Genomic DNA, 14,497 nt, shown 5'->3' with positions numbered 1-14,497 from the left:
CGATTCCCTGGGAATCGGGCCGTTCTGTTTTTTTCTGCTAACTCGCTGACTTGCTAAGCGCGAAGCGCGGCGGACTCGCTAATTCCAAAGAAAAGAGAACTCAATGCCATCAACGGCAGGCATACCCCACTTCTCCCTTGTCCCTCTTCCCCTGTCCCGGCCTTCTCCACAGTTCACAAATAAAGATTCTCCACAGTCCCTGTGCAATCCACCGCAAACCTCTCAAAACAAATGGCCCCGAAAACAGAGACCCTGTGCGCACCTCACACGAAAGACAATTCCCACGCTTAAATATGGCAGCTCGCCAGCCCGCGCTTCTCCAGATAGCGCTGGTGATACTCCTCAGCGCGCCAGAAGGTCTGCGCAGGCTCAACTTGAGTAACAATGCGCTTGGGCGTATAGCGCCCCTCGGCAGTAAGTGCCTCAATCTTAGCTTTCGCTATCGCTTCCTGTTCCGGCGAGTGGAAGAAGACAGCCGAGCGGTACTGCGTACCCCAGTCCGGTCCTTGGCGGTTCAACGTCGTCGGGTCATGAAGCTCAAAGAAGGCATCCAGAACCTGCTCGTAGCTGATCTTTTCCGGGTCAAATTCCAGTTCGACAACCTCGGCGTGGGTAGCACCAACGGGGCGCACGTCCTGCGCGCAAACATCTTTGTAAGTGGGGTTTTCGAGGCTTCCGCCCTCGTAACCAACCGCGGTAGAAACAACGCCCGGCAGAGCGGCGAAGGCCGCTTCAACACCCCAGAAGCATCCGGCTCCAAATGTAGCTTTTTCCTGGCTCATGTTGCATTGGATGCAGGAGACGAGTGGAAGGTAACAGATGACAGATGACAGGTGCGGCTAAAAGCGCTGCGGCAGCGATGCTGACACCTGTAACCTGAAACCTGTAACCTGTTTTTATGCCGCACGTTTACGCCCACGCCGTGGAGATTGCGACCACGGTTCTGGCCGTGGCCAGCCTGGGCTATTCGCTGACCTCGCTGGTGGCCGCTTATATCTACATTGCCCGCCGCAGCGCGCAGCTCAGGCAGCAGGCGCGTGCGCCCTTTGCGCCGCCGGTTACAATTCTCAAGTCGCTCAAGGGCTTTGACCCCGGTATGATGGACGCCTTCCGCTCCCACTGCCGCCAGAACTACGCCGGCCAGTACGAGCTGCTCTTCGGTGTTGCCTCCATGGACGATGAAGCGGTTCCAGCCGTGCAAGCGCTGCAAAAGGAGTTCCCCGAGCGGTCCATCCGCCTGATGGAGTGCCCGGAAAAGCTTGGCACCAACGGCAAAATCAGCACGCTCGTCCAGCTAGTCCCGCACGCTGCGCATGATTATCTGCTCATCAACGATTCCGACATTACCGTGTCGCCAAAGTATCTCGAGCGCGTCATGGCATCCTTCGCGGAACCGGGGAAAAAGCCAGTCGGGCTGGTGACTGCACTGTATCGCGGGCATGCTCATGGAACGATTCCGTCACAACTGGAATCGCTGGGAATCTCGATTGATTTCTTTCCCAGCCTGCTGGTCTCCGTGATCCTGGAAGGCGGCATGCACTTCGGGCTCGGCGGCACGTTGGCCGCAAGCCGCGAGGCAGTCAACGCCATCGGCGGCCTCGAAACACTGGTAGATATCTTGGCCGACGATTACGAGTTGGGCCTTCGCATCGACAAGGTCGGATATCGCGTGGTGATTGCGCCGGATTCGGTAGAGACCAGCGTTCCCGCATACAACTGGCGCGGGTTTGTGGAGCACCAGTTGCGCTGGTATCGCACCGTACGCGATGCGCGTCCAGGCGGATACGTTGGGCTTCTGCTGACGTATACTTTGCCGCTGGCTCTCATCAACGTACTGGCCAGCGGCTTGAGCCCGTTGAGTCTCTGGCTGCTGGCGATGGCCTTCTTTTTGCGGCTGGCGGTAGCAATGACAGTCGGCGTGAGAATTCTGCAGGACCACCAAGTGCTGCCGAATCTGTGGCTCGTGCCGTTTCGCGACGCCGTGGCAATGGGATTGTGGGCTACGGGTTTCGCGGGCAACACGATTGTCTGGCGCGGGCAAACGTTTGTAGTGAAAAAGGGCAGACTGTTGCCTGCAGGAACTAAGGAAGTAGGCAACTAAAGAGCTGCTCTGTGCGGCTGGTCACTGTTATCGGCTCCCTCTGCACTGGTATCTTGAATTTCGATGGCTCCTCTTGTCTCCATTCAACCCGGCCCCGCAACTGGACCTACCGCCACGCTGATTTATGACGACTGGTATCCGGCGCTGCGCACGGATACGCTGCGCATAGGCAAGCTGGCGACGGCGATGCTGCTGGATATCCCGCTGGTGATTGGGCGGAAGAAGGACGGGAAGCTGTTTGCGATGCGCGATAGCTGCCCGCATCGCGGAATTCCGCTAAGCGTGGGATGGTTTGACGGCGAAAATGTAACCTGCCGCTACCACGGGTGGGAGTTTGAGCCTTGCAGCGGGCAGTGCACGCATATTCCTTCGCTTTCCAGCTACGACAAGCTGGACGCTACAAAGATTTATGCGAGTGCCTATCCCTGCGAAGAACGCGACGGGCACGCATGGGTTTATGTGCCTGCGCCGGGGGCTGGGAAAGCGGTTGCGCCAAGCAGGCCTGTGCCGGAGCTGGCGAAGTTTGGGCCGCAGTATCGAACAGCATTTCTTACCGCGGACCTGCCGTGCAATGTGGACCACGGCATTATCGGGTTGATGGACCCAGCACATGGACCGTTTGTGCACCAGGCATGGTGGTGGCGAACGCGCTCGTCGATTCGCGAGAAGGCGAAGAAGTTTGAACCAATTCCTGAAGGATTCCGCATGGCTGCGCATGCGCCCAGTGTGAATTCAGCCCCGTATAAGCTGCTCGGCGTGTATGGGCAGTCGGTCGAGACAACGATTGACTTTGTGTTGCCGAACCGCCGCACCGAGATCATTCGCGCGGGAGATAAGTGGTTCTCTTCGCTGACGACGGTAACTCCGGTGACGGGCTCAACCTGCCGCATTGATGTGATTGCGGCGTGGAATGTTTTTTATCACGTGCCGTTTGTTACGCCGATTGCGAAGTTCTTTGGCGCGAAGTTTGTGAAGCAGGACCAGGACACGATGATTCAACAGGCGGAGGGGCTGCGGCATAACCCTTCGCTGATGCTGATTGACGACGCGGACAAACCAGCAAAGTGGTACTTCGCATTGAAGCAGGCGCGGCTGGAAGGCTCAGAGAAACATCCGATGGATGGGCCCGTGGAATTGCACTGGCGCAGTTAGTACTGCGCGTACGGCGGGCTGCACTTCGCGCCATTCTTGCAGATGCCTGGATTTATGGGCCTTACTATTGCCCGGATAGAAGGTTCGAGGTTAGGAATATCCAGCACCTTTTTAGTACATGCGCATGTTTTGCTTCGAGCGTGATTATAGGCGTATCTTTAGTGTGAAGCCGTTCATGTCACTGCATAACCCCAATGTGCCGAAGTCCGTTCTGGCGCTCAGGAATTACTCTTCCTCCGCGTTTGTGCATGACCTTTTAGCTGGCATTACCGTGGGGCTGGTTGCACTGCCGCTGGCGATGGCCTTTGGTATTGCTTCCGGCGTTACGCCGCAGGCTGGGTTATATACGGCTGTCGTTGCTGGGTTTCTGATCTCTGCGCTGGGCGGATCTCGAGTACAGATTGGCGGGCCTACCGGCGCGTTTGTCGTGATCGTCGCCGGCATTGTGGCCAAGTTCGGCATGCCAGGGCTGGCGCTGACAACGCTCATGGCGGGCGTGATTCTGCTGCTGATGGGCGTGACAGGGCTGGGCGCGGCTGTTCGCTATATTCCGCGCATGGTGATTCTTGGATTTACCAACGGAATCGCTGTTCTGATTGCTTCCACGCAGATTAAAGACTTTTTTGGATTGAAAACTCCTGCGGTGCCGAGCGAGTTTTTGCCGCGCATGAAGCTGCTGGCTGCGCACTTCAACACCGTGAACTGGTATGCGCTAGCGGTGGGCGCGGGGACGCTGGCGATAATCGTGCTGCTGCCGCGGCTGAACAAGCGCATTCCGGCATCGATTCTGGCGCTGGTGATTTTTACGGTGATTGCGTGGGCGCTGCACCTGCCGGTGGAAACCATCGGGACAAAGTTTGGCGGGATTCCGCAGGGGTTTCCGCCATTTACCTTGCCGAATCTTCATGCAGAGCATATCTTGCCGCTGATTCCGCATGCGTTTACGGTTGCGTTGCTGGGGGCGCTTGAGTCCATGCTGTCTGCCGTGGTGGCGGATGGGATGATTGGCGACCGGCACAACTCCAACGTGGAGCTGGTGGCGCAAGGTGTGGCCAATATTGCATCTCCGCTGTTTGGCGGGATTCCGGCTACGGGCGCGATTGCGCGGACAGCGACGAATATCCGGGCGGGAGCGAAGTCGCCATTTTCCGGCATGATTCATGCGGCAACGCTGCTGCTGGTTCTGCTGGTGGCGGCTCCGCTGGCGAGCTATATTCCACTGGCAACGCTGGCTGCAGTGCTGTTTGTTGTTTCGTACAACATGGGCGAGTGGCACGAGATTGGCTCGATCTTCCGCATGGATTTTTCTGCGATTACAGTTTGGCTGCTGACCTTTGCACTGACTGTGTTTGCGGATTTGACCGTGGCCGTTGGCGTAGGGTTGGCGATTTCGGCGCTTGTCTATATCCGGCGCGTGGCGGATACAACTTCAGTTTCGCTGGTGGACGAGGATTACATCCAGGAAGGCGAGGCGCACTCGCTGCAGGGGCGGACGATTCCTCCCTACATCTCGGTGCTGCGCATTCATGGACCGTTTTTGTTTGGCACAGCAGAGAAGCTGGTGGATGCTACGGCGGATTTGTCTGAGTTTGCCGCGATTGTGATTTTGCGGCTGCGAAACATGACAGCGATTGATGCAACAGGCATTCACGCGATTGAAGGCTTTGCGAAACGGCTGCGAAAGTCGGGGCGCACGCTGCTGTTGTGCGGTGCGCGGCCCCAGCCGGGCAAGCTGCTGGGTGGAACGAAGTTTCTGGACGAGCTGGGGCGCGAGAATGTGCTGCCGAGCGTGCAGGCAGCTCTCGACCGGGCAGAAGAGATTCATGCGCAACAGTTGGAACTAGGAAAGGCCAGCTAATCTCCTGTTGTTGCGACTGCCGGATCCTGCTCCACAATTGCTTGCGTATCAATCGAGAGGCATGTTCCCAGCGCCGCAAAATCCTGCTGCCATTTCGTGCGGTCCTCCGGCGGTATGACGGAAAGCACTTCGTTTTGCCTGCGCAGAATTTCGTACCAGATGTTCTGTGCTTGCCAGAGATTGAGATCGAAGGGCAACTCAGTGAGGGCGCGAGCGAGCGCAAGAGCGCGGTCCAGCTCTTCGAGCGTGCCGGATGAGGCCTGGAGGTCCACCATCAGGCGTTTCATGCGCTGGTCGGCGACGTAAGAGAGGGTGGGCGTTTCAAGCTGCACCTGGTCTGCCTTGGCTAACTGCATGTAAGAGCGCAGGAGCGCCACGTCTACAGGGTCGGTATCAAGTGCGCGACGCAGACCGGCGTTCACGGCAAATCCTGCAGCGAGCACAAGCGCGGGAGGCTTAGGCAAGCCCGCTTGCGAAAGATAGTGCAGCAGGCTGGCGTGGTCGTCGTAGATGGTGGTCAGCGTGTTCTCAATGTTGGAGAGCGTGGAATTGAGAATGGTTTGCACGATACGGCGCTGGTCGTCTGAGAAGAGCGACTTGAGTGAGTAATCGACGCTGCCGAAGGTGCGGTCAAGCAGCCGGATGACCGCGGGAAGGTCGGCGTGCTGCACGCTTGCAGCTGCTTCATCGCGGAAGCTGACGAAAGCGCCCGCTTCTGCTTCGGAGTATGGCTTTACGGCGGCTGTGATGTTCTGGTCGCCGAAGTGAAGGACCGCAAAGCAGAAATCCTGCGCATCCTCTGAGATTGCGCTGGCTACGCGTGCCCGGCCAACGGCGAGTTTGCCGCGGCCGGAGGTGAAGATGTCGTGTGAGAGGCGGTGCACGCGGTAGCTGTATAGCTCGGCCTCTTCTGTGTAGGGGGTGAACATGGAGCTGATGGCGTAATGCGCGGTTACCTGTTCTAGCGTGAGCCTCATGGGGCCGATGACGTCGCGGTAGATTTGCGCGCCGTCATGGGGCTTAGCCAGGTTGGAGCCGGCTTCCGAGAGCTGCGCAATGAATGCGGGTTCCAGTGCTGCGCCGCGCTCGCCAAATAGGTGTTGTGCGAGCTGCAGCACGCGGGCAGCATAGGCAATGACCTGCACGGACTCGATGCCGGAGATGTCGTCAAAGAACCAGCCGCAGCTTGTGTACATGAGCTGCGCGTGGCGCTGCATCTCCATGAGCTTGAGAGCGTGGACGCGCTCTTCTTCTGTAAGCGGGTGCGACTGGTGCTCAGCGAAGAAGCGGTTGATGACTTCATCATTGCGGTCGAGGATGACTTGAATGTAGGCGTCGCGTGCGGCCCACACATCTTTGAAAAGCTTTGCGCCTTCTTCTTCCGTAAGCGGCTCGATGGCGTCGCGGACTTCATCCATTGCCTTGCGCAGAGGGAAACGCCAGGCTTGTCCCCAGCCAGGACGGCCCGTGTTGCAACCGCAGTTGGAGCGCCAGCGTTCTACGCCGTGAATGCAGCTCCACGAGGTATTTTCTTCGATTTCGCACTCGTACTCGGGCGGGAACTGCGCGAGATAGCTGGCGTAGTTGGCGATGCGAACATTCTTTTCCTGTTCAAGAAGCTTGAGCGTGTAGGCGAGGGCCATTTCGCCGTGCTTGTGGTGGTGGCCGTAGGTTTCGCCGTCGGTGGCAACGTGAACAAGCTGCGGACGATCATCGGGACGGAAACCATCTTTTAATCGGCCTGCAAAGATTTCACCGGAGTTCAAGAGGCCTTCAAAGGCGATGGCTTGCGAGACGGGACCGTTATAGAAAAAGACCGCGATGGACTTGCCGGAGGAAAAGCGAACGAGATAGGGACGGGTGGAATCGACGGAGTCGTTTGAGGTGGGCGTCCAGGCTTGATTAGCTGCGTTGGACTGATTTTCTCCAAGCGGGCGGACGCGACGACATTGGCGCGGCGCAAGAACGGTGAACTTGATGCCGTGTTCGGCCAGCAGTTCCAGCGTTTCCGAGTTGGCGGCGGTTTCGGCGAGCCACATGCCTTCCGGCGATGCGTTGTAGTGCGAGATGTAGTCGGCAATGCCCCAGCGGATTTGTGTGATTTTGTCACGGCGGTTTGCGAGGGGCATGATGACGTGGTTGTAGACCTGCGCCATAGCCGAGGAGTGGCCGCGGAAGAGGCGGCGGCTGCGGCGCTCGCCGTCGAGAATCATGCGATAGGTGCGCGGAGCAAAATCCTTGAGCCAACTGAGCAGCGTGGGGCCGAAGTTGAAGCTGATGCGCGCGTAGTTGTTGACGATGCGCGTGATCTTATTCTTGCTGTTGACGATGCGCGCAGCCCCATTCGGCGCATAGCACTCCGCGCAGACGCGCTCATTCCAGTCGTGATAGGGCGCGGCGGAGTCCTGTGTTTCTACGGCCTCCAGCCAGGGGTTTTCACGCGGTGGCTGGTAGAAGTGGCCGTGGATGCAGATGTAGCGTTTGATAGAGGTCGGCATGGCTATGCGGAGACGCAAAATGCGTCTGTACGGGTTATTGTAGGCCGAATGTGTTAAGTTCTGCTGCCAGCCGGGGCTGTGTTCTTCGCCAAATCGCAGGCACGCCACATGTACCAACTGGCTACGCTGCGGTAGGGTGTCCAGATTTTGAGCTTGGCACGGCGAAGCATAACTTCCGGTGTGGGCAGATCGGCAGCTTCGATAGCTCGGGATTTAGGGAGCTTGAGGAAAGTAAGCGCGAAACCTTTGCGGACGCCGTAATCCGTTACAGGGAAAATGTCGGAGCGTCCCATGCGAAAAATTAACAGCATCTCTACAGTCCAGCTGCCGATGCCACGGACTTCCGTGAGTCTCGCGATGATTTCTTCGTTGGACATTTTGAGAATTGCGTTGTGTGTGGGGACAGTGCCAGCGATGGTCTTAGCCGCGAGGTCGCGCATGGCCTTGAGTTTGTTGCCGGAGACGCCGCAGGCGCGAAGCGGCTCGTCGGGTGTGCCGAGAAGAGCTTGAGGTGTGGGGTCGCCACCGAAGTATTCTCGGAAACGACGGTGGATGGTGGCTGCCGCTTTGCCGTGGAGTTGCTGATAGAGGATTGACTCAAGCAGCGACTCGAAGGGTGAGGCCGACTGGTCGAGCTTCATGGTGAACGGACCGGCACGTTCGATGAGCGTGGCCAGTTTTGCATCGGCCGCGCTCAGGTGTGTGACGGCTTCTTCGGCATCGAAAGGGAGTTTGCGGCTGCGACCGTTGTGGATCATACGAGAGCAGTGTAACGCCGGGGCGTCTCTTTGCGGCTTATAGTTCATGCTTCACGATCCCCCAACCTGACCGTTTATCCTCTTGGCTAGAGGACACTGCCCGATGAAGATGCGCCCTGGTACACAAACTGGATTCCTGCTCTGCGGTAAGGAGTGGATTGACGGCGATGCGATGGAAATACGCTCGCCCTGGGACCAGGGGCTTGTTGGGCGCGTAACTATAGCAACGCGGGCCGATGCGCGGCAGGCGGTACAGCACGCCGTGGCGTCCATGCGCCGGACGCGAGCGCTGCCACGATGGAAGCGGCGCGAGATTCTGGAAGATATTGCCGCGGCGCTGATTGAGCAGCGGGAACGCTTTGCGCAGTTGATTGCGGCGGAGGCGGGAAAGCCGATCCGGCTGGCGCGGACGGAAGTGGACCGCGCGGTTCTAACATTTAAGACAGCTTCCGAAGAGGTTGTCCGGCTGGGCGGCGAGACGATTCCGCTGGATTTGGCCGAGGGCAATGAAGGGCGCTGGGGATTGGTGCAGCGGTTTCCGGTGGGTCCGGTGCTGGCGATTACACCGTTTAATTTTCCGCTGAACCTGGTGGCGCATAAGGTAGCTCCAGCACTGGCAGCGGGATGCCCGGTCATCCTGAAGCCCGCTCCGCAGACGCCGTTTACGTCATTGGCGCTGGGCGAGGTGATTCTGAAGGCTGGCTGGCCTGAGGAAGCGATTGCTGTATTGCCGCTTTCCAATGCGGACACGGCGTGGCTGGCGGAGAAGGAAGACCGCATCAAGCTGGTGAGCTTTACCGGCTCAGCCAAGGTGGGCTGGGAGCTGAAGGCGCACTCGGGGCGCAAGCGGGTGCTGCTGGAGTTGGGCGGGAACGCGGCGCTGATTGTGCACAAGGACTGGACCGACCTGGAGGGCGCAGCGAACAAGGTTGCCGCAGCGGCCTTTGGCTACGCAGGGCAGTCGTGCATCAGTGTGCAGAGGGTTTTCGTCGAACGCAGCATCTTCCAGACCTTTCTATGGAAGGTTGTGGATGCGGCAAAGGCTATGGTGACGGGCGATCCGGCGGATGAGATGACGGATATTGGGCCCGTAGTTCGGCTGAGCGAGGCGGAGCGGATTGAAGCGTGGGTGAAAGAAGCTGTGGCCAGTGGCGCAAAGTTGGTAGAGGGTGGCGAGCGGACTGGCTCACTCATGAAACCGACGGTATTGACCGGGACCAAGCCGGGAATGAAACTGCGCGAGGAAGAAGTGTTTGGCCCGGTGCTGGTGATTGAGCCGTATGACGACTTTGAAGATGCGCTGGCTGAGGTAAATCATTCGAAATATGGCTTGCAAGCAGGGTTGCTGACGCGGGATGCAGGACGGATTCTGACGGCTTATCGCGAATTGGAAGTTGGTGCCCTGATTGTGGGAGATACACCAGCGTGGCGGCTGGACCCGATGCCCTATGGCGGCGTGAAGGACTCCGGGCTGGGGCGCGAGGGCGTGCGGTTTGCGATGGAAGAGATGACAGAACCGAAGATGCTGGTGATGGCTGGGTTGCAATAATCGCTGGATTGCGGCTGCTCCATGAGAAGATGGCTGCGTGCGAATCCTGAAAATTCTTCCCATTCTCGCTTTGCTGCACGGCTTTTGCATTGCGCAGCAGGCGAAGGTTTTTCTTTATACGCCGCCCTTTCCTATTACGAAGCAGCTTCGGAATCTCGTTGTACCTACCGGCACAGCACCGATTGGCGCCTGGGTACATGATGAGAAAGAACTGCTTGCTTTCGTTCCGACCAATCGCTTCCTTGTGCTGAATCTGCAACCGGGTACACACAAGTTTTTCGCGAGAGAGGGCAAATGGGCTCCGAAGCAGGTAGCAGAGCTGAACCTGGCTGCAGGAGCAACGTACTGCCTGCGTACCAATACACGCTATGCAGTCGTGCCGGTAGCAGAAGTTGGATACGCATGGGCTCAGCTTGCCGTGATTCCTTGTGATGAGGCAGCAAAGGAACTGGCGACAGCAAAGCCCGTAGAGGCGCGGGATATCGACAAAAAGCAAACAAAGAATGTGGACGCGTGCATGACTCCGCCGCCCATCAAAGGAAAAACGCGCATGTCAGATCCTCAGCCAGTTGCCGACCCGGTAGCTTGCCTTGGCCTGTTGCATGCGGCAAGTGCGCCGTAACGGGATTGATAGGAAAACTGGCCACACTGGCGGGAATGCGCCACTTTGCGTAGTGGTAGCTTGGATGACCAATCTTCAGGGCCAGAGGGGTTTGGCTTCGTCGCCGTCTACCCAGACGCAGTTGCGGCCAGCCTGCTTCGCTAAGTACATTGCGGCGTCGGCGCCTTCAAGCAACTGTGCGGCATGCCTGTCTGCCGAGGGGCGCATGGTGGAGCTGCCGATGCTGACCGTGATTACACGGTGCGGGCTTCCCTCGTGGGGTATCTGTTCCTGCTCAACGGAGCGGCGGATTCTTTCGGCGATGTGGCGTGCGCCTGCGGTGTCTGTCTCCGGCAGAATTACAACAAACTCTTCTCCACCGTAGCGTCCTACAAAATCCGCGGGACGTTGTGCTTCCGCGGAAATAGCTCCGGTAACTTCGCGCAGGCAACGATCACCGGCAAGGTGGCCGTTGTTGTCGTTGTAGTGCTTGAAATAGTCCACATCAATCATGAGGATGGAAAGCGTGGAGCGGCCACGCACGGCGCGATCCCATTCGGCGGCGATGTACTCATCAAGACGGCGACGGTTGGCGATGCCGGTGAGCGGGTCCGTGACGGCACGGTTTTCAGCGACGTTGAGAGCTTTGGAGATCTCTTCCTCCGCTGCTTTGCGGCCGGAGATATCGCGAAGAACGTTGATGAATCCGGCAGGCGCTCCGGATTCAGGATGCCGGTGCAGAGCGAGATTGGCTTCAGTCCAGTGCCAGGTGCCGTCTTTGCGCTGGAGGCGCAGCTCAAGAACATTGCGTTTTCTGCCAGCCAGGCAATCGTCATACAGCTTGTTAAGAGAGCTGATGTCGTCCGGATGCACGGCTCCCTCAAGGCCGGCTGTCATCTCATTGGGCTTCCATCCGAGGAAGGTTGTGACCGAAGGCGAGATGTAATCCAGCTCGCGGGCCAGATTGCGCATGGTGATGATGTCTGTGGTGCCTTCGGCAAGCAGGCGGAAACGCTGCTCGCTGGCGCGCAGGCCGAGCTCAAAACGGTTGCGGGCGGCGCGCACTACCTCTGCAATGTAGAGCAGCAGCATGGAGACAAAGGCGAAGATCTGCAGCATGAGCGTGCGCGGGGAAAGCGAGTACACAGTCAGGCCGATGGGGCCGTGATCGCGGGCGGTAAAGTAACCGCCGATAGTTGCGACGGCAAAGAGGCCCAGTGCGGCGCCTGCCATACCAAGGCGGAACTCCACTAATAGCAAAACGGGGAGGATGGCAAAGAGCAGCGGCAATGAGGTTTGCCAGAAGACGCCAATGCTGACGCCGCAGAGAAGCAGGAAGAGGCCTGTGACCTCGTACCACTTGCGGCGGGAGAATGGCGCGGGCTCACGCAAAGCGAGATACAGCGGCGTCATGATGGAGATGCCAAGAGCATCTCCGGTGAACCACTCGGGGAGCACCTGCCAGAAGGGCTTGTAGTGAATGAGTGAGAGCAGTGCGGCGTAGCAGGCAGAGGCTATTCCCGGCGCGACGATGACGCCGTAAATAAGCAGGCTGACGAGCTGCCCCGCGCGGGCAAGGTACTTTTCCGGAGCAAGCGAGGAACGAAGAAGCCAGGCGGCAACAGTGATTTCAACCACGTTGCAGGCGGCGGCGCAGAGGGCCAGCGCGAAGCTTGAGTTGAGCGGCGGCAGCATGGTGGCTGTGAAATCGATGACCGTGCTGACGGCAATGTAGGCGGGCCACTGGCGGCGCGGCACGCTCAAAATCATGCCGATGAGCAGACCCGTGGAAGGCCACATGATGCTGATGTCGCCGTGCGACCAGGAGATGGTATTTAGAAGCTCAGCGCCGAGGGTGACGGCGATGAGGATTACTCCGCAGGTAATTAAACGCCTTATAGATAGCGTACTGCCGGAGTCGGTGTCCGCCTCCAAGGTGCCTTGCGCTGTTGTTGTGCTCATTGTTGAAAGACGCTCGATACTGGGCTTGCAAGTTGCCTTTAATCCTACTACTCGAAAATACGAATTTAAAAAAATCGCCCCTCTGCGGCTTGCCGAGTCTGTTCGGAGCGCTGAGGGGCGATGAGCCGCAATCCTGGGAAAACCACGCTTGGCCTGCTTCGCGCGAGCATCTCGTCTCTGTGCGGGCGGCGCTTTTTGCGGCGGGTTTCCGGACCGAGGGTGAATATATCACAAAGGGTGTGATGAGGGGAAAAGGGCGACTAGGGACTAGGGACTAGGGACTAGGGACTAGGGAATGCAAAAACAAAGGCTACAACTGGTGCAAGTGCTCGATGTGTTGCGTCAATGCAGAAAAAAGGATGAGCGCGGAGGCTCATCCCTTTTTCTCTTTGCTTACTTTGACACGGAAGACGCTATGCGGTGACGGCTGCGGAGTGGCGGCGCCAGGCGTAGAGCGGGAACTGGTTGGCCAGCTCAGCAACTTCGTTGCGGATTTTGTCGAGGGCTGCGTCGTCGTTCTTCTTGTCGAGGGCTTCGACAATCCACTTGGCTACCTGCTTCATCTCCGCTTCCTTCATGCCGCGCGTGGTGAGGGCGGGCGTGCCGATGCGGATGCCGGAGGGCTTGAGCGGTGGATTAGTGTCGTAGGGGATGGCGTTTTTGTTGACGGTGATGCCAGCTTTGCCGAGCGCGGCTTCGGCTTCCGAGCCGAGCGTTCCCTTGGCGAAGACATCGACAAGCATGAGGTGGTTGTCTGTGCCGCCGGAGACGATGCGGTAGCCTGCCTCAGAGATGGCGTCGGCGAGAACCTTGGCGTTGGCGACAACCTGCGCTGCGTAGGACTTGAAGTCAGGGCTGAGGGCTTCTTTAAAGGCTACAGCCTTGGCGGCGACGATGTGAACGAGCGGACCGCCCTGCTGGCCGGGGAAGACGGCGCGGTCTATAGCAGCGGCAAGGGCTGGGTCGGAATTTGGGCCTGTGAGCACGAGGCCGGAGCGGGGGCCGCGGAGGGTCTTGTGTGTCGTTGTGGTGGTGATGTGCGCGTGAGGCACGGGCGAGGGATGCGCGTCGCCCGCGACGAGACCGGCGATGTGGGCCATGTCGAAGATGTAGTAAGCGCCTATCTTATCGGCGATTGCACGCATGCGGGCGAAGTCCCATAGGCGCGGGTAGGCAGAGCCGCCACCGATGATGGCCTTGGGTTTTTCGCGAAGGGCGATGGCTTCGAGCTCGTCGTAATCGATGAGCTCGGTGTCTTTACGGACGCCGTAGAAAGTGGTGCGGTAAAGCTTGCCGCTGAAGCTGAGCTTGTGGCCGTGGGTGAGGTGGCCGCCGTGCGCGAGATCAAGGCCGAGGATGGTGTCACCGGCGTTGAGGACCGCCATGTAGGCTGACGCGTTGGCCTGTGAGCCGGAGTGCGGCTGCACGTTGGCGTGCTCGGCTCCGAAGAGAGCCTTGGCGCGGTCGCGGGCCAGGTTTTCGACTACGTCTGCGAACTCGCAACCGCCGTAATAGCGGCGGCCGGGGTAACCCTCGGCGTACTTGTTGGTGAAGACAGAGCCTGCTGCTTCAAGAACAGCCTCCGAAACGAAGTTCTCGCTGGCAATCATTTCGAGACCTTCATGCTGGCGGAGTGTTTCGTGGTCGAGCGCGGCGGCTACTTCCGGGTCGGCTTGCGCGAGGGACAGCGACATTGGGTCGATCATATCTCGATTATAGGGACCAAAGCTTCCACAGGGTAAAAAACGCGTGTGAGGTGCGCACAGGGTCTCTGTTTTCGGGGCCATTTGTTTTGAGAGGTTTGCGGTGGATTGCACAGGGACTGTGGAGAATCTTTATTTGTGAACTGTGGAGAAGGCCGGGACAGGGGAAGAGGGACAAGGGAGAAGTGGGGTATGCCTGCCGTTGATGGCATTGAGTTCTCTTTTCTTTGGAATTAGCGAGTCCGCCGCGCTTCGCGCTTAGCAAGTCAGCGAGTTAGCAGAAAAAAACAGAACGGCCCGATTCCCAGGGAATCG

Annotated in this window: 10 protein-coding genes; 5 read left to right on the top strand and 5 right to left on the bottom strand. The window is 58.6% G+C overall.

Annotated features, from left to right (window positions below; all coding sequences use genetic code 11):
* Positions 1-287: 287 nt before the first annotated feature.
* Complete coding sequence (msrA, locus tag AC5S3R_RS19855; protein ID WP_494268933.1) at positions 288-782, bottom strand: peptide-methionine (S)-S-oxide reductase MsrA; 495 nt, start codon at positions 780-782, stop codon at positions 288-290.
* Positions 783-898: 116 nt separating this feature from the next.
* Here msrA and hpnI point away from each other — a divergent pair, with 116 nt between their 5' ends.
* The 3 genes from hpnI to AC5S3R_RS19840 all read left to right on the top strand — a co-directional run bounded on the left by hpnI (position 899) and on the right by AC5S3R_RS19840 (position 5,111).
* On the top strand, positions 899-2,101 hold the full coding sequence (gene hpnI, locus AC5S3R_RS19850) for a bacteriohopanetetrol glucosamine biosynthesis glycosyltransferase HpnI (RefSeq protein WP_494268932.1): 1,203 nt from the start codon (positions 899-901) through the stop codon (positions 2,099-2,101).
* A gap of 63 nt (positions 2,102-2,164) precedes the next feature.
* Positions 2,165-3,253: a Rieske 2Fe-2S domain-containing protein gene (locus AC5S3R_RS19845; protein ID WP_494268931.1), complete on the top strand. Its 1,089-nt coding sequence runs from the start codon at positions 2,165-2,167 to the stop codon at positions 3,251-3,253.
* Between the two features lie 175 nt (positions 3,254-3,428).
* The gene (locus AC5S3R_RS19840) at positions 3,429-5,111 is read left to right on the top strand and encodes a SulP family inorganic anion transporter (RefSeq protein WP_494268930.1); all 1,683 of its coding nucleotides are present in this window, start codon (positions 3,429-3,431) and stop codon (positions 5,109-5,111) included.
* On the opposite strand, the gene AC5S3R_RS19835 is transcribed toward AC5S3R_RS19840, so the two are convergent.
* Positions 5,108-7,609 (bottom strand): DUF3536 domain-containing protein, encoded by a 2,502-nt coding sequence (locus tag AC5S3R_RS19835; RefSeq protein WP_494268929.1) that lies wholly within the window; start codon positions 7,607-7,609, stop codon positions 5,108-5,110. The genes AC5S3R_RS19840 and AC5S3R_RS19835 overlap by 4 nt on opposite strands.
* 53 nt (positions 7,610-7,662) lie before the next feature.
* Entirely contained in the window at positions 7,663-8,367 is a 705-nt protein-coding gene (locus tag AC5S3R_RS19830; protein WP_494268928.1) for a DNA-3-methyladenine glycosylase family protein, read from the bottom strand.
* 103 nt (positions 8,368-8,470) lie between these two features.
* On the opposite strand from AC5S3R_RS19830, the gene AC5S3R_RS19825 reads away from it, so the two are divergent.
* Both AC5S3R_RS19825 and AC5S3R_RS19820 read left to right on the top strand, forming a co-directional pair.
* Positions 8,471-9,916: an aldehyde dehydrogenase family protein gene (locus AC5S3R_RS19825; protein WP_494268927.1), complete on the top strand. Its 1,446-nt coding sequence runs from the start codon at positions 8,471-8,473 to the stop codon at positions 9,914-9,916.
* A gap of 37 nt (positions 9,917-9,953) precedes the next feature.
* Positions 9,954-10,538 (top strand): hypothetical protein, encoded by a 585-nt coding sequence (locus AC5S3R_RS19820; RefSeq protein ID WP_494268926.1) that lies wholly within the window; start codon positions 9,954-9,956, stop codon positions 10,536-10,538.
* 75 nt (positions 10,539-10,613) lie between these two features.
* Here the strand turns inward: AC5S3R_RS19820 and AC5S3R_RS19815 are convergent, their stop codons facing one another.
* Both AC5S3R_RS19815 and glyA read right to left on the bottom strand, forming a co-directional pair.
* Entirely contained in the window at positions 10,614-12,479 is a 1,866-nt protein-coding gene (locus AC5S3R_RS19815) for a bifunctional diguanylate cyclase/phosphodiesterase (protein ID WP_494268925.1), read from the bottom strand.
* Between the two features lie 413 nt (positions 12,480-12,892).
* Positions 12,893-14,185, bottom strand: coding sequence for a serine hydroxymethyltransferase (glyA, locus tag AC5S3R_RS19810; protein WP_494268923.1), 1,293 nt, complete (start codon positions 14,183-14,185; stop codon positions 12,893-12,895).
* Positions 14,186-14,497 lie beyond the last annotated feature (312 nt).

Source organism: Occallatibacter sp. FHG110214_02 (assembly GCF_059115385.1).
Note: the sequence above shows the minus strand (reverse complement) of the source record. Positions and strands in the feature narration are given on the sequence as shown.